This window comes from Streptomyces sp. C (assembly GCF_000158895.1).
Taxonomy (GTDB): domain Bacteria; phylum Actinomycetota; class Actinomycetes; order Streptomycetales; family Streptomycetaceae; genus Streptomyces; species Streptomyces racemochromogenes.
This window is the reverse complement of sequence record NZ_GG657750.1, coordinates 456,504-471,860: the sequence shown is the minus strand read 5'-3', so window position 1 is coordinate 471,860 and position 15,357 is coordinate 456,504. Positions and strand designations below refer to the sequence as shown.

The window sequence follows — 15,357 nt, the reverse complement described above, 5'->3', positions numbered from 1 at the left end:
AAGGCCAGGTGCGCGGAGACGTAGCGCGCGTACTCGGGCGGGAGGTCGCCCAGCGGCGCCAGCAGCTCGTCCTGCGCGTCGGGCCCGTCCGTGGCGCCGGGCACCTTGGTCCGGTCCCGGATCAGCCGGGGTTCGGTGAGCGCGGCCTTGACGTCCGCGTAGCGGGTGACGAGCCGCACCGGTGTCCGCAGGCCCGGGAGGACGACGCGGGGCAGGCCGTCCCCGTCGCCGAGGCCGGCGTACCCGGTCGCGGGGTCCTGGAGACGGTCGGGGGACAGGTGGTGGACGGTCTCGTTCATGGCGGCCCTCTCGTGGCGTTCGTCGGGTGTCCACGGAGCTTGCGGCCGGCCGGCTTCAGGCGGGCTTCACGCCGGTTTCAGCGATGCCGCCCGGGGGAACGCGGCGTTGGTTAGGGTTTTGGCGTGTTTGGAATCCTGCGGAAGGACCGCGGCCCGGCGCCCGCGGTGGTGCCCCCGTCGTTACGCGCGTGGCTCGGGCTGATCGCCGTCCTCGCCGCCCTGGTGGTCCTCGGGCTCGGGGTGCTGTACGCCGACGCCGGCGAGCCCGGCGCGGTGGACGAGCGCATCGGGACGGCGGTGTACGGGGTGGGGCCGTCCTGGCGGTACGTCGCCCTGGCCACCGACTTCCTGGGGGAGCCCGCCGGAGCCGCGGTGCTGACCGGGGCCGCCGTGACCGGCTGCCTGCTGCTCCGCAGGCCCCGCGCGGCGGTCCTCGCCGTGGCCGGCGCCGCGCTGGCCGTGGGGACGGCGACGCTCCTCAAGTCCGTCGTGGGACGCACCATCCACGGCGACAACCTGTCCTTCCCGAGCGGCCACACCGCCTTCGCCACCGCCCTCGCCCTCGTGGCCGCACTGCTGGCGACCGGCCGGCTCGGCCTCGGCAGAACGGCCGGCACCTCGCTCGTGCTCGCCGCGGCACTGCTCGCCGGCGCCGCCATGGGCTGGGCGCAGGTCGCCCTGGGCGCCCACTACCCGACCGACGTGCTGGGCGGCTGGTGCACCGCGCTGGCGGTGGTCCCGGCGACCGCGTGGCTGGTCGACCGGACCGCCGACGGCGGCCGGCGCGAGCGCCGCTGACCCCGCGCCGCTCCCGCCGCCCGCCTCACCTCACGACCTCACACCAGGCGGCGGAACACCGGCTTCACCGGCCGTCCCCCCAGCCAGGGGCCGGGGTCGCCGGCGTCCAGCGCCTTGCGGTACACCGCGCACGCCTGGGCCACCACGTCGACGGTGTGGTCGATGTCGGCGTCACTGAGCGCGCTGCTCACCACGAACGACGGGGCCAGCACCCCGCCCGCCAGGAGCCGGCGCAGGAACAGGGTGCGGTACTCCTGCGACGGCCGCCCGTTCTCGTCGAGGGTGGCGAAGACCAGGTTGCTGGCCCGGCCCCGGACGACCACGTGGTCGCCGACGCCCATGCCGGCCGCGGCTTCCCGGACCCCGGCCGCCAGCCGCTCGCCGAGGGCGTGCAGCCGCGCCGTGACGCCCTCCTCGGCGTAGGTGGCCTGTACGGCCATCGCGGCCGCCAGGGAGTGCGTCTCCGCGCCGTGCGTGGTGGACAGCAGGAACACCCGGTCGCCCGAGTGGCGCAGCCCGCCCCGCTCCATCAGCTCGCGGCGCCCGGCCAGCGCGGAGACGGCGAAGCCGTTGCCGAGCGCCTTGCCGAACGTGGAGAGGTCCGGGACCACGCCGTACAGGCCCTGGGCGCCCGCCTCCGACCAGCGGAAGCCGGTGATCATCTCGTCGAAGACCAGGACGCAGCCGTGCCGGCCGGCCAGTTCGCGCAGCCCTGCGAGGTATCCGGGCGGCGGCTCGCCGTGGGTGGCGGGTTCGAGGATCAGACAGGCGACCTCGCCCCGGTACCGGCTGAGGATCTCCTCCGTGGCGGCCAGGTCGCCGTACGGGAACGTCACGGTGAGCTCGTTGACCTCGTCCGGGATGCCGGCGGACATCGGCGTGGTGCCGATGAACCAGTCGTCCGTGGAGAAGAACGGGTGGTCGGCGCAGATCGCCACCCGCCGGCGCCCGGTGGCGGCGCGGGCGAGGCGCACGGCGGCGGTGGTGGCGTCGGAGCCGTTCTTCGCGAACTTGACCATCTCGGCCGTCGGCACCGTCGCGAGGAAGCGCTCCGCGGCCTCGACCTCCACGACCGACGGGCGTACGAAGTTGCCGCCCCGGTCGAGTTCGCGCCGTACCGCCTCGGTCACGCGCGGGTGGGCGTGCCCGAGGCTGACCGACCGCAGGCCGGAGCCGTACTCGACGTAGCGGTTGCCGTCGACGTCCCACACGTGGGCGCCGCGGCCGTGGCTGATGACCGGGGCCAGGCCCTCGGGGTACTGGTCGTCGCCCTTGGGCGTAGGTGTGCGCGCCCCCGGGGACCAGGGCGTGCAGCCGCTCGTTCGCCGCCCGCGACCGGGGCAGGGCGAACTCTCGGGTGTCTTCGGTGTCCACGCCGGCCTCAGCTCTCGTTCTGCTTCAGGATCTCGGAGAGGCTCGGCGCCTCCCGGTCCCGCTGGGACATCAGGGTCACCGGAAGCGGCCACGGAATGGCCAGCTCCGGGTCGTCGAAGGCGATCGTCACGTCCTCGGCGGGATCGTGCGGGCGGTCGATCCGGTACGAGGTGTCGGCCGTCTCGGTCAGCGCCTGGAAACCGTGCGCGCACCCCGCCGGGACGTACAGGGTCGCCTGCGTCTCGCCGGACAGCTCGAAGAAGGCCCGGTTGCGGAACGTGGGGGAGTCCGGCCGCAGGTCGACCACCACGTCGAAGACGCTCCCGTAGGAGCACCGCACCAGCTTGGCCTCACCGGCGCCGGAGCGCAGGTGCAGGCCGCGCAGCACGCCCCGCACCGAACGGGACACGCTGTCCTGGACGAAGGCGTGCGGGTCGAGGCCCACCGAGCGCAGCACGTCGGCGTCGAAGGTGCGGCAGAAGAAGCCGCGCTCGTCGGCGTACGGCGTCGGTTCGAACAGGTACGCGCCGGCGATCGCCGGGACTTCGGTCGCTTTCATCGGGTCTCCCGCGTGGCGTGGGCGTGGGTGGTGTGGACGGGGCCGGGGGTGCGGGCCCGGCCCCGGGCGGCGCGGCCGGCCGCCGGGAACAGCGCCGCGGTCAGGGCGGAGAACTGGTCCTCCAGGAGCCGGGCGGCCGCCAGGTTCCGCTCGGCGAGGGTCCGCCGCAGCTCCGCCGACCGCGCCTCCAGCTCCCGGAACTGCCCGAGCAGCCGGTCGGCGTCGACCTCGCGGGCCGGGTGGCGGAACGCGTCCAGCCCCATCCGGGCCATCAGCGCGTCGCTCTTCGCCGCGTAGCTCAGCGCGAGCGTCGGAGTACCGGCCTTCAGCGCGCAGACCAGGTTGTGGTAGCGGGTCGCGACCACGGCGTCGGCCGCCGCCGCCTCCTTCATCAGGCCGTCCAGCGAGGTCGCCCCGGCGGCGGTGACCAGCGGCGAGTCCACCGCTTCGAGGATCGCGTCGACCACCGCGGCGTCGCACGCGTCGCCGGTGAGCAGCCGTACCGCCCTGCCCTCGGCGGCCAGCGCGCGGACGAACCGGGTGGTCCCGTCCAGGTAGCGCCGGTGGATCTCCTCGGCCCGCGCCCGGTCGTCGTTGCCGCCGTGGAAGTCCATGACGCCCACGCAGACCACCCCCGGCGCGTCCGGGGGAGCGTCCGCCGATGTGTCCGCCGGCGGCGTCGGCAGGGCGAACGCGAGGTCCGGGTACACCTCGTCGTGCGAGGTGTCCACCCCCATCCCCCGCATCGCGTCGCGGGACAGGCCGTCCCGGTACGACCGGTACGCGGCCAGCCGCGCCGACCAGCGCACCACCGCCCGGGTCGCCCGGTCGCCGATCGGGGCGGCGCCCACGCCGACCAGCGCGACCGGGGTCCCGAGCAGCCGCCCGCTCGCGCACAGCAGCAGCAGCGCGTACGGGAAGCCCCACGGCCGCAACGGCAGGGTGGCCTCCAGGACGCCCATGCCCGGCACGATCACCACGTCGTGCCGGCGCACCCAGGCGGCGGTGCGGAAGACGTCGACCAGCTTGCCCAGCCCCTTGCCGGCGACCGCCCCCGCCCGGGACGCGGTCCGGTACTCGCCCCGGTACCAGTGCAGCCGCGTCGCGGGGATCCCGTACCGGGCCGAGACGACCTCGGGCCCGCCGCACAGGGCGTCCACGGCCGCCTCCGGGTGCGACCCGCGCAGGTACCCGAGCACGGCCTCCAGCGACCCGTCGTTGCCGAGGTTCCCGGAGCCGAGCAGCCCGAACACCCCGACCCGCACCGGGGATCCGTCCGCGGCGCTCACGCCCCCCTCCCCTCGCGCCCGGCGACGAGCTCGTCGACGGAGACCGCGAGGCGGGCCGGGACGACCGGGGCCCGGTCCTCGACCCGTTCGCCGGCGCCCGGCCGGGCCCGGCTGGCCATCCACACCGCGAGGTGGCGGTAGCAGGCGCGCCGGTCGGCCGCCGACAGCGGAGCCCGCCCGATCGCCCCGAGGAACCCCAGGACGTACTCGGCGAGCAGCCGGGGCGTGGGGTGCAGCACGCCCGCCCGGCGCGGGTCCAGGTTGACGCACCGCGAGCGCTTGCCCGGGTTGGCCCGCTCGGCACGCGTGGGGTGGTCGCGGCGGAAGTACAGCAGCTCCGGCACCTGGTGGAAGGGCCCGTTCAGGACGATCTCGGCGACGAACGTGCGGTCCGCGTGGTGGTAGCTGTCGTGCGGCTTCACCCGGCGCAGCACGTCGGCCCGCATCACCCCGTAGAAGTCGTCGCCGCCGGGCTCGAACAGGAAGCTGCGGAAGCGCTCCGGCGCGCTCGGCGAGTCGGTGGCGATCCCGTACTCGTACGGGACCTTCACCCGGCCGTCGCCGTCGATGACGGCCTGGCCGCTGTGCGCGAGGATCACGTCCGGCCGCTCGTCCAGCGCCTCCACGCAGCGCTTGAGGAGGTCCCGGGCGTACAGGTCGTCGTGCGAGGCCCACTTGAACAGCTCGCCGCGGCACTCGGTGAACACGTGGTTGTGGTTGGGTGCGGCGCCGATGTTGCGGGGCAGCCGCAGGTAGCGGACGCGCGAGTCCCGCGCGGCGTACTTGAGACAGATGTCCCGGGTCCCGTCGGTGGAGGCGTTGTCGGAGATGACCAGCTCGAAGTCCTCGTAGGTCTGGCCGAGGAGGGCGTCGAGCGACTCGGCGAGGTACTCCTCGCCGTTGTAGACGGGCAGGCCGATGCTCAGCCTGGGACGGTCGTTCATGAGGTCCTCACTTCGCGGATCGAATGCGTGCGCTCGCGCAGGGCGGACCGCAGGTGCACCCACCACACGGCCGAGCCGCAGGCGGTCGCGGCGGCGACCCCCCAGGCCGAGCCGACCGTGCCGGCCAGGGCGGCACCGCCGAGCCCGCCCGCGGCGTAACAGGCGGAGGCGAACAACTGGCTGCGCAGGCTGCGCCGGGCCGCGCCGAGCGCGCGCAGCCCGGCCGCCGCGCCGGTGCCCAGGCCGGCGCCCGCGACGCCGAGCGTGGCCGGCACGATCAGCTGCGAGGCCCCCTCCCAGACGTCGCCGAGGACGAGCTCCCCGGGCCCGTCCGGCACCAGCAGCAGGGCCGCGCCCCAGAGCAGCGCGGCGACGGCCTGCACGCCGCCGAGCAGGAGACAGAACACGCCGAGGCGGTGCGGGGCCCGCCGCAGCACCCGGGCCGCCTCGGCGACCGTGACGAGCGACAGCCCCATCAGCACGGCGAGGAACGGTCCGAGCAGCAGCTCGGCGCCCCGGACCACGCCCACCGCGCTGACCCCGACGATCGCGCCGAGCCCGTACGCCCGCAGCTGGCTCGCGCCGCTGACGCAGGTGTTCTCGACCAGGTACCGGTAGCCCAGGTCGCGGTGGTCGCGGACCCATTCGCGGACACCGGCCAGGCGGGGCCGGATCCCCGACTGGAAGCAGCCGTACGCGGCGGCCACCGCGGCCGAGACGCCCCAGGCGAGCACGAACGCGGCCACACTGCCCACCCGCGCCGCGACCACCATGGCCGGGACGAGCGCGACGCCCCACACCACGTCGTTGACGAAGGCCTTGCGCCCCGTCCCGGCGGCGAAGAACGCGTACCGCCAGGCGTCCTGGAGCAGCAGCCCCGGCAGCACGACGCCGAGGCAGGCGAACGCGGTCCCCACGAGGCCGCCGACCACCGCACCGGCCACCAGGCAGACGGCGCCGATGGCGGCGCCGACGCCGAGCGCGGTACCCGACGACCGGGCCACCGCCCCGCGCCAGGACGCCTCCGGCACACCGCTGAAGCGCACCACGAGCGGGTCGGTGGCCAGCCCGCGGGAGACGCTGAGCACCACCCCGTACGTCACCCAGGCCAGGCTGAACACGCCGAACGCGGCCAGCCCCAGCGAGCGCGCCACGTAGATGCCCACCGCGAAGTTGGACACGCTGGAGGCCGCCTGGTCGGCGAGCCCCCAGGACAGCCGGCCGAGGACCGCCCGCTTGGCGGTCCGCGGGGCGGTGTCCGCGTCCGGTGCCGTCGCGGCCTCCCGTGCCACCGGTGCCGTCGTCCCTTCCCCCTCGGTGGGCACCGGCGTCATGCCTTGATCAGTCCGGCGCCGTGCAGCGCGCCGGCCGCCGCGGCCACGGTGTCGAACGCCAGCCCGGACCGCTCGGCGACGTCCAGCAGGCTGTGCTCGCCGTCTGAGAGGCTGAGCACCCACAGCATGGCCATCTGGGCCTCCTTCGCGTCGCTGCGGCCGCCGAGCGAGTCGTACAGCCCGCGCCGGCCCAGCTGCGGTTCCCCGTACGGGCTGAGGTTCTGGTACCGCCGGTTGCGGTCCAGCACGGCGAACGCCTCCTGGCACAGGGCCAGGGTGTCCTCCATCGCCTCCGGGGTGACGAAGTCCGGGTTGTCCGCCGAGGTGTGGTACTCGGGGTACCCGGCGTACGGGGTACGGCTGAGCGAGCCCACCCCGAGGTCGAAGCCCGGCGAGCAGAACTGCCGCTCGTCGTAGCCGTACGGGGTGAACTCCTTCACGCTGTGCGGGCGTCCGGAGGCGCCCAGCACGTGCCGCAGCACCCGGTCGATCTCCGCGTCGCCGCGCCGGCTCTGCTTGTACGTCAGTTGCCCCCGGTCGCCGGCGCAGGCCAGCACCAGGCCGTGCTTGACCTGGCCGATCCGCTCCGCGTTGCGGGCCAGCCAGGTGATCGCCCCGATGGTGCCGGGCGCGAACAGGAACCGGTAGGTGTAGTACGGGTTCCGCTCCGCCAGCGCCCGGGCCAGGAACACCGCCACCGCGATGCCGGCCAGGTTGTCGTTGGCCAGCGACGGGTGGCAGACGTGGCAGGAGACGATCACCTCGTCGGAGACCTGCCCGGGGACCACGTGCTCGGCGTAGGTGAGGTGGCCGTCCGCGAGCGTGGAGTCGATCCGCACCTCGTACTCCCCGTCCGGCAGCGCGTCCAGGGTCTCCTGGGCCAGGCAGAACCCCCACTCCGGCTGGTAGTAGCTGGTGCGGTACGGCACCCAGGACGGGTGGTCGGGCAGGCTGTGCAGGTGCGGGCGCAGCTCGGACAGCGGCATGACCGCCGACACCGGCACGCTGTAGCCGAGCACGTGCAGGCTGGACGCGGCGAAGTCGACGACCCGCTTCCCGGACGCGTCGGCGACGTACGCGTCCCGGATGTTCCACTCCTGCGGCACCGTCCAGTCCAGGACCTGCGTCCCGGTCGGCACCTCGTGCACCTCCAGCGGCACGTACTCGCCGACGATGTCCAGGGTCGCGCGCACGCCGTCGCCGGTGATGCTCCGGCACAGCGGGTAGAGCCGCTCCACCAGGGCGTGCATCCCGCGGCCGGGCGCGGTCACCGGCGCCACCGCAGGGTGTCGTCGACCGCGCCGGCCTCGGACGCCGCGCGCAGCACGGCCAGCCGGGTGAAGCGCTGCTCGAAGGACTCCCGGGTCAGCCCGTGTTCGCGGTAGGCGTCGGCGAGTTCGAGCGCGCCCTGCTTCACCGTCCACGCGCACGCGAAGCCGGGCACCGCGGCGCGGAACCGGGAGAAGTCCACCCGGTACGAGCGCGGGTCGGCGCCGGTCTCCCCGGTGATCACCACCTTGGATCCGGCGACCGCGTCGGCGACCTGCCCGGCGATCTCGGCGACGGTGACGTTGTTGCCCTCGCTGCCGATGTTGAAGGCCTCGTCGTGCACCGCCTCGCGCGGCGCCTCCAGCGCGGCCGTGAAGGCCCGCGCGATGTCCGCCGCGTGCACCAGCGGCCGCCACGGGGTGCCGTCGGACATCACCAGCACCTCGCCGGACAGCAGGGCGTGGCCCACCAGGTTGTTCACCACGATGTCGGCGCGGAGCCTGGGGGAGTAGCCGAAGGCGGTGGCGTTGCGCATGTACACCGGGCTGAAGTCGCCGTCGGCCAGCTCGTGCAGGTCGTCCTCCACCCGGACCTTGGACTCCGCGTACGGGGTCACCGGGCGCAGCGGGGCGTCCTCGGCCACCAGGGCGTCGCCGCCGGCGGCGCCGTAGACCGAGCACGTGGAGGCGTACAGGAAGCGCCGCACGCCGGCGTCGCGGGCCAGCCGGGCCAGCTGCACGGACGCGTGGTGGTTGATGTCGTACGTGAGCTGCGGTGCCAGCGATCCCAGCGGGTCGTTGGACAGCGCGGCCAGGTGGATCACCGCGTCCACCCCGGCCACGTCCTCGGCGGTGACGTCGCGCAGGTCCACCCGCCGCCCCGGCGGGTCCGCGGGCCGCGGGCCCAGCAGGCAGTCGGCGAACAGGCCGGAGTCCAGGCCGACGACCTCGTGGCCGGCGGCCGTGAGCACCGGGGCCATCACGGTGCCCAGGTAGCCCTGGTGTCCGGTCAGCAGTACGCGCAAGGTTCAATCCCCCAAGTCGAGAGTGAGTTTGGTGACGGCGAAGGCCTCGGCGTAGCGCGCGTGGCATTCGATGCCGCGGATCCGGGCCAGCCCGAGGAAGGCCTCCCGGTCGTACCAGGGGCGGTGCCGCTGCGAGGGGTAGTGCTCCTGGAGCAGCCGCACCTTCCGCTCGGCCGTCTCCGGCGACAGCGGCTGGTACGCGGAAGGACGGCCGAGGTCGCCGTCCCACTTGACGATCTCGTAGCCGAGGACGAGGTGGTCGCGGAACGCGGTGGGCACCAGCCGGGCCAGTCCGCGGTGGTCCTGGTGCGCGTCGTCGGTCCGCGGGGCGAGGACCAGATCGGGATCGGTCCGCCCGCGCAGCTCCTCCACCGCGGCCTTGGCCTCGTCCCAGTGCGTCGGCATCCGGCCGTCGGGCAGCTTGAGCACCGTCAGCCGCAGGTCGGCGCCCGGACAGAACGCGGCGAGCGCGGCCCGCTCCTCCTGCTCCCGCTCGCCGCCGCCGCCGGAGAGCACCAGCGCGTCGACCTGGACGCCCGGCCGGGCCCCGCACAGCGTCAGCAGGGTGCCGCCGGCGCCGATGGCGATGTCGTCGCAGTGGGCGCCGACCGCGACGAGCCGGTCCACGCGCCCGGCACTGAGCCTGATCACGCGGCACCCGCCCCCGCGCCGTCGCGCTCCCACACCGCCCACGGGCGGTCGCCGCGGGCGTACGCCTCGTCGAGCGCGGCCCGTTCCTTCACGGTGTCGGTCGGCTTCCAGAAGCCCCGGTGCTGGTGCGCCACCAGCCGGCCGCTCTTGGCCAGCGCGGCGCAGCCGTCGGCGACCAGGTCCCCGTTCTCCGGGATGTGGTCGAAGACCTCCTGGCGGAGCACGAAGTAGCCGCCGTTCTCCCACAGCGGCAGTTCGCTCACCGGGGTGATGCCCCCCACCAGGCCGTCCTCGCCCAGGTCCACGCAGTGGAACGAGGACTGGGGCGGCACCACCATCATCGAGGCGCCGGCGTCGCGCCGGGAGAACCGCTCGATCATCTCCGGCAGCGGCGCGTCGGTGAGCACGTCGGCGTAGTTGGCGAGGAACATCTCGTCGCCGTCCAGGTGGTGGCGCACCCGGCGCAGCCGCTCCCCGATCGGCGACTCCACGCCGGTCTGCGCGAACGTGATCGTCCAGTCGGATATGTCGGTGGACAGCAGCTCGGTCCGCCCGCCCCGCAGGACGAAGTCGTTGGACGTCGTCTCCTCGTAGTTGAGGAAGAAGTCCTTGATGTGGTGGGCCCCGTACCCCAGGCACAGGATGAACTCCTTGTGCCCGAAGTGCGCGTAGTAGCGCATGACGTGCCAGATCAGCGGCCGCGGACCGACCATCGCCATCGGCTTGGGCACGTCGTCCGCGGCCCCGCTGCGCATCCGCATCCCGTAACCGCCGCAGAACAGTACGACCTTCACGACTTCACCTCGACGATGCTCAGTTCCGGGATGGGGAAGACCAGCCGGCCGCCCCACTCGTGCACGAAGGACAGCTGCTCGACCAGCTCCGCCCGCAGGTTCCACGGGAGGACCAGGACGTAGTCCGGGCGGTCGGCGGCGATCTGCTCGGGCGCCAGGATCGGGATGCGGGTGCCCGGGGTGAACCTGCCGTGCTTGTAGGGGTTGCGGTCGACCGTGTAGGCGAGCAGGTCGGGTCGGACGCCGCAGTGGTTGAGCAGGGTGTTGCCCTTGCCGGGGGCGCCGTAGCCGACCACCCGCTCACCGCGCTCGGCCGCCTCGATGAGGAACCGCAGCAGGTCCCGGCGCACCTTCGCCACCCGGGCGGAGAACTCGGCGTACCCGGAGAGCTCCTGGAGCCCGGCCGCCTTCTCCCGGTCCAGCACCTCGGCCACCCTCCGGGTCGGCTCGCCGGCCGCCTCGGCCGGCCGCGCCCACAGCCGGATGGAACCGCCGTGCGTGGGCAGCAGCTCCACGTCCACCAGCGAGAGTCCACCGCTCGCCAGTGCCCGCGCCGCGGACGCCACCGTGTAGTACTGGAAGTGCTCGTGGTAGATCGTGTCGTACTGGTTCTCCTCGATCAGGGTCAGCAGGTGCTGCACCTCGATCGAGACCCAGCCGTCGTCGGCGACCAGCGAGCGCAGCCCCTGGGTGAACCCGACCACGTCCGGGATGTGCGCGTACACGTTGTTGGCCACGACCAGGTCCGCGGGCCCGTGCTCGGCGCGGACGGCGGCGCCGGTGGCCGGGTCCAGGAACTCCGTGAGCGTCGGCACACCCGCCTCGCGGGCCGCGGCGCCGACGTTCACCGACGGCTCGATGCCCAGGCAGCGGATCCCCCGGTCCACCACGTGCCTCAGCAGGTACCCGTCGTTGCTCGCGACCTCGACCACGAAGGAGTCCGGGCCGAGCCCCACCCGCTGGGCGGCGTCCGCGACGAACGTCCGCGCGTGCTCCACCCAGGAGGTCGAGAAGGAGGAGAAGTACGCGTACTCCTTGAACGTCTCCTCCGGCGTGATCAGCGGCGGGATCTGCGCCAGCCAGCAGTCCGTGCAGACCCGCAGGTGCAGCGGGTACGCGGGCTCCGGCAGGTCCAGCTGGTCCGCGGCGAGGAAGCTCTCGCACGGCGGGGTCGCCCCCAGGTCGACGACGCTCGCCAGCGCCGCCGAACCGCAGAGTCGGCATCGTGTCATCTACTGCCCCCATCCCGCCCGCGGCGGGTTGCCCCGCCCCGAGCCAGTCCCTTGTTCCCCAACCGGCGGCGGGACCTCCCCGCCGCCGGACCGGGCCGCGACCGCGGCCCGGTACTCGTCCAGCAGGCGCTCCAGCCCGACCTGCGGGCTGAAGTCCTGCTCGTAACGGCGCCGGCCCGCCCGCCCCATCTCCTGGTTCCGGGCCGGATCCGCCGTGATCCGCCGTATGCACGACGCGAGCGAGGCGGAGTCGCCCGGCCGGTGGAGCAGGCCGGTCACCCCGTCCTCGACGAGTTCCGTGAAGGCGCCGTGACCGGCGGCCACGGTCGGCACCCCCGCCGCCATCGCCTCCACGACCACCAGGCCGAACGCCTCCAGCCAGGTCGAGGGGGCCAGCACGGCCACCGACCGGGCGACGGCCCGCCGGCACTGCTCCGGGTCGTACAGGCCGGCGTAGCGCACGTCGTCCCGGCCCGCCGCCCAGGCGGTCACCTCCGCCTCCAGCGGCCCCGTCCCGGCGATCACGAGCGGTACGCCCGCACCGCCGTCCGCGGCCAGCTCGTCCCACGCCGCCATGAGCAGCCGGACGCCCTTGGCCTCGGCCAGCCGGCCCAGGTAGAGCAGCTGCTCGCCGGCGCCCTCCCGGCGGACGCCGGGCTCGGGCACGAAGTTGTGCTTCACCGCCAGCCGCCCGGCCGGCATGCCGGCCCGCACCAGGACCTCGCGCTGCGCGGCGGAGATGCACAGGAACCGCTCCACCCCCGACCACCACCGGCGCCGGTTGACCGACAGGCTGACCGCCAGCGGCACCGTCGCCGCCCGGGATCCCCGGTAGCAGCCGTGCCGCACCGCGGGCAGCGGCGTCGCCCCGACGCACTCGGTGCACGGCCGCCCGTCCCGCTGGAGCGTGCCGGGCGGGCACACCTGGGTGTAGTTGTGCAGCGTGGCCACGGCGGGCACGCCGGCATCGGCGCAGGCGGCCAGCACCGCGGGCGACAGGAGCGGGAAGACGTTGTGGACGTGCACCACGTCCGGCCGGCCGGCGCGCAGCCGGGTGGCGAGCTCCTTGCGGACCCCCGGGTTCCACGGCACCAGCAACGGCAGTGCCGCCTTGGCCGGCAGGGACATCGCGCCGATGTCGTCGCTGCGCCGCTCGAACAGCTCGACCCGGTGGCCGGCCGCCCGCAGCAGCTCCACCTCCTGGTCGACGACCTTGTTCTCCCCGCTCGGCTGCGCCGAGGCGTAGCGGTTGTGCACCACGAGGACGTGCATGTTCAGGTCACCTCCCGGTTCGGGGTCCATCGGGGGACGGGGACGCGCCGTGCGGGGCCGCCGGCCGCCGGGAGCGGCCCGGACCCGGCCGGCGCCGCCAGCAGCGAGGCGGCCACGGCCAGGTGCAGCAGGTAGGGCGAGGCGTCGCCCAGTCCGGCCTCGGTGTACGAGGCGATGGCGCAGTAGCTGATCAGGAAGATCGCGCACGCCCGCTCCAGCGACGGCGGCCGCAGCAGCGCGACGCCGCCCAGGACGACGAAGACCGCCGCCACGATCGCGGTGCCGGCCAGCCCCTGCTCGTTGTAGACGGCCAGCCAGCTGTTGTCGATCGGCAGCCCGCCGAACGACTTGTCGCCCAGGCCCATCCCGAACAGCTCCTCCGAGGCCGACCGGGGGGCCGCCAGCAGGGCGTCCCACACCTTGGCCCGGCCGGTGAGGTTGGAGAAGTTCTCCTGGCTCTGCCCGCGCAGGAACCACGCCTGCAGCGCGGAGGCGAACCCCACCGCCGCCACCGTCGCGACCAGCACCGCCCAGGCGAAGAACCGGCGGGCGGCGGAGCTGGTCAGCATCAGCGAGCCGATCGCCAGCGCCAGCCCGGCCAGCAGGCCGAGCGTCGCCGTCCGGGTGTGGGTCAGCGCGAGCAGGACCAGCGACGGCACGATGACCACCGCCGCGCCGGCCCGGTCGGTCCTGCGGCCCAGGACGAGCAGCACGGTGAGCCCGATGATCACGGCGGCGTACTGCCCGATCTGCGGCGGCGTCAGCGGCCACAGCGCGCCGACCAGCCGCCCGCCGTAGAGATCGGGCATGGCCGCGCCCGGCGAGACGAGCAGCCCCGCGGCCACCGACCCCAGCACCGCCAGGTACAGCCTGATGTGGTGCCGGACGAACGTCAGGCCGCCGTCCCACCAGCGGGTGAGCAGCCACAGCGTGCCGATGAAGAGGGCCAGCCGGGCGCAGCGGAACAGCGCGCCGAACCCGGACTCCAGGTGTGCGCTGGAGATCACGCTCGGCACCAGCAGCAGGGTGAGCAGGAACACGTAGGCACTGGGCCGGACGCGCAGCCGGAGGTTGACCGAGAGCGCCAGGACGAAGGCGGCGACCAGCGCGCCCATGGTCGCCATCTGGATGAGCGACCGGGGGAGCGGGACGATGGTCTTCGCCCCCGCCGAGCCGAGCGTGTTGAGGATCAGCAGTCCCCAGACGATCCCGACGATCCTCTTCTCGCCCACCTCAACCACCGGCCCGCGGGCCGAAGGTGCTGCCCTGGTCCTGCTGGTACGGCGGGCCCTGCCACTGGCCGGAGTCGAGCACCCGGCTGGGGTCGTGGGCGACGAACTTCCACGGTCCGACGTAGACGTTGTCGTGCCAGCGGTTCTGCTGCTTGAGGGAGACGTCCTCGGCCACCTGCTCGCCCTGGTACGGGGACCAGTCCGGGTAGGTGCCGTAGTTGGCCAGCACCGCCATGCGGTCGCACTTCGCGGTGCAGCCGACGACGGCGGTGTCCAGCACGAAGCGGTTGTCGTGGATGTCCACCCGCTGGGTCTTCCACCGGCAGTCGGCGTACAGCGGCGCGCCGGAGATCCCCGGCGCGGAGCAGCGGTCGGGGCGGTCCACCAGCAGTGTGCAGACGCCGGACGAGGTGTTGGCCGGGCTGTTGCAGAACCGGTCGGCGTTCTCCCACAGGGTGATGCCGTTCCAGTTGTTCTCCAGCACGTTCCGGTAGACCTCGATCCGGTCCGTACGGGCGCGGACCCGGGGCTCGCCGCCCGACTCGGACAGGTAGACGGTCGCGAACGGGAAGTCGTCGCCCCGCTCGGCCGACCTGCGGCCCTCGACCCAGTTGTTCTTTCGGATCACGTTGTTCCGGATGACCGCGTTGTAGCTGATCTCGTAGATCAGCGCGGCGCCGTCGTTGGCCTCCAGGACGTTGTCCTCGATGCGGAAGTCGTTGTTGTTGGTGTCCGCCCACAACCCGGCCCCGCGGTTGTCGTGCACCCAGTTGCCGCGCACGTCGGCGCCGTTGACCGCCCAGAACTTGACGCCGCCGGTACACCCGCAGCCCGGCTTGCGCCGCTCCCAGTCGTCCTTGTTGTTGCCCGTGATCTCGTTGCCCTCGACCACCAGGCCGCCGAGGGGCCCGCCGCCCTTGTACGCGTTCATCCCGTACTGGCCGTTGCCCTTCAGGCAGCTCGCGCGGACCTGCTGGCGGGCGCCGGCCATCAGCCCCGCCCCCGAGTTGTCCTGGATGGTCGCGTGCTCGATCACCCACCCGTCGGCCGACTCGTGGTTGACCACGCCCTCGTCCGGCGGCGCGACGAAGTTCTGCACGGTCAGGTGGCGGATGGAGACGTCGGGGGCCGCGCCGCCGAACGCGTACTGGTTGGTCTTCCCGCCGTCGAGCACCGCGCCCGGCGCCCCGAGGTAGCTGTCGCCCTCCTTCGGGATGACCTGGGCGAAGCGGTCCGGTTCGAGCCGGTGCGTGCCCGGCAGGAGCCAGAACGTGGTCTTCGGGGGG

13 protein-coding genes and 1 pseudogene are annotated in these 15,357 nt (G+C 74.0%); 1 reads left to right on the top strand and 13 read right to left on the bottom strand.

Annotated elements, in window-relative coordinates:
- The first annotated feature begins 422 nt into the window (after positions 1 to 422).
- Complete coding sequence (locus SSNG_RS02305; protein WP_007262171.1) at positions 423 to 1,097, top strand: phosphatase PAP2 family protein; 675 nt, start codon at positions 423 to 425, stop codon at positions 1,095 to 1,097.
- A 38-nt stretch (positions 1,098 to 1,135) separates the two neighbouring features.
- On the opposite strand, the pseudogene SSNG_RS02300 reads toward SSNG_RS02305, so the two are convergent.
- The 13 genes and pseudogenes from SSNG_RS02300 to SSNG_RS02240 all read right to left on the bottom strand — a co-directional run.
- Positions 1,136 to 2,471 (bottom strand): annotated as a pseudogene (locus tag SSNG_RS02300) (glutamate-1-semialdehyde 2,1-aminomutase).
- Positions 2,472 to 2,478: 7 nt separating this feature from the next.
- Positions 2,479 to 3,030 carry a dTDP-4-dehydrorhamnose 3,5-epimerase gene (gene rfbC / locus SSNG_RS02295; protein WP_007262169.1) on the bottom strand — a complete coding sequence of 184 codons (552 nt, stop codon included), beginning with the start codon at positions 3,028 to 3,030 and terminating at the stop codon, positions 2,479 to 2,481.
- Entirely contained in the window at positions 3,027 to 4,319 is a 1,293-nt protein-coding gene (locus tag SSNG_RS02290; protein WP_050779517.1) for a polysaccharide pyruvyl transferase family protein, read from the bottom strand. Before SSNG_RS02290 ends, rfbC begins: the two co-directional genes overlap by 4 nt.
- Positions 4,316 to 5,263, bottom strand: a complete 948-nt coding sequence (locus SSNG_RS02285) for a glycosyltransferase family 2 protein (RefSeq protein ID WP_007262167.1) — start codon at positions 5,261 to 5,263, stop codon at positions 4,316 to 4,318. The genes SSNG_RS02290 and SSNG_RS02285 overlap by 4 nt, the downstream gene beginning before the upstream one ends.
- Complete coding sequence (locus SSNG_RS02280) at positions 5,260 to 6,597, bottom strand: membrane protein (RefSeq protein ID WP_042800415.1); 1,338 nt, start codon at positions 6,595 to 6,597, stop codon at positions 5,260 to 5,262. Before SSNG_RS02280 ends, SSNG_RS02285 begins: the two co-directional genes overlap by 4 nt.
- Positions 6,594 to 7,877 carry a DUF4910 domain-containing protein gene (locus SSNG_RS02275; protein WP_007262165.1) on the bottom strand — a complete coding sequence of 428 codons (1,284 nt, stop codon included), beginning with the start codon at positions 7,875 to 7,877 and terminating at the stop codon, positions 6,594 to 6,596. The genes SSNG_RS02280 and SSNG_RS02275 overlap by 4 nt, the downstream gene beginning before the upstream one ends.
- On the bottom strand, positions 7,865 to 8,890 hold the full coding sequence (locus SSNG_RS02270) for an SDR family oxidoreductase (RefSeq protein ID WP_007262164.1): 1,026 nt from the start codon (positions 8,888 to 8,890) through the stop codon (positions 7,865 to 7,867). Before SSNG_RS02270 ends, SSNG_RS02275 begins: the two co-directional genes overlap by 13 nt.
- Positions 8,891 to 8,893: 3 nt before the next feature.
- Positions 8,894 to 9,541 carry a PIG-L family deacetylase gene (locus SSNG_RS02265; RefSeq protein ID WP_007262163.1) on the bottom strand — a complete coding sequence of 216 codons (648 nt, stop codon included), beginning with the start codon at positions 9,539 to 9,541 and terminating at the stop codon, positions 8,894 to 8,896.
- Positions 9,538 to 10,335: a hypothetical protein gene (locus SSNG_RS02260; protein ID WP_007262162.1), complete on the bottom strand. Its 798-nt coding sequence runs from the start codon at positions 10,333 to 10,335 to the stop codon at positions 9,538 to 9,540. Before SSNG_RS02260 ends, SSNG_RS02265 begins: the two co-directional genes overlap by 4 nt.
- Entirely contained in the window at positions 10,332 to 11,567 is a 1,236-nt protein-coding gene (locus SSNG_RS02255; protein ID WP_007262161.1) for a class I SAM-dependent methyltransferase, read from the bottom strand. The genes SSNG_RS02260 and SSNG_RS02255 overlap by 4 nt, the downstream gene beginning before the upstream one ends.
- Positions 11,568 to 12,839, bottom strand: coding sequence for a glycosyltransferase (locus SSNG_RS02250; protein WP_007262160.1), 1,272 nt, complete (start codon positions 12,837 to 12,839; stop codon positions 11,568 to 11,570).
- 2 nt (positions 12,840 to 12,841) lie between these two features.
- Complete coding sequence (locus SSNG_RS02245) at positions 12,842 to 14,071, bottom strand: O-antigen ligase domain-containing protein (RefSeq protein WP_241694979.1); 1,230 nt, start codon at positions 14,069 to 14,071, stop codon at positions 12,842 to 12,844.
- A 1-nt stretch (position 14,072) separates the two neighbouring features.
- On the bottom strand, positions 14,073 to 15,357 hold a 1,285-nt coding region (locus tag SSNG_RS02240; RefSeq protein WP_063749865.1), incomplete at its 5' end, for a right-handed parallel beta-helix repeat-containing protein.

What these genes read in the sequence shown, in the direction of transcription:
- rfbC (WP_007262169.1), bottom strand. Translation starts at nt 3,030, where the DNA reads ATGAAAGCGACCGAAGTCCCGGCGATCGCCGGCGCGTACCTGTTCGAA.
- SSNG_RS02285 (WP_007262167.1), bottom strand. Translation starts at nt 5,263, where the DNA reads ATGAACGACCGTCCCAGGCTGAGCATCGGCCTGCCCGTCTACAACGGC.
- SSNG_RS02280 (WP_042800415.1), bottom strand. Translation starts at nt 6,597, where the DNA reads ATGACGCCGGTGCCCACCGAGGGGGAAGGGACGACGGCACCGGTGGCA.
- SSNG_RS02255 (WP_007262161.1), bottom strand. Translation starts at nt 11,567, where the DNA reads ATGACACGATGCCGACTCTGCGGTTCGGCGGCGCTGGCGAGCGTCGTC.
- SSNG_RS02250 (WP_007262160.1), bottom strand. Translation starts at nt 12,839, where the DNA reads ATGCACGTCCTCGTGGTGCACAACCGCTACGCCTCGGCGCAGCCGAGC.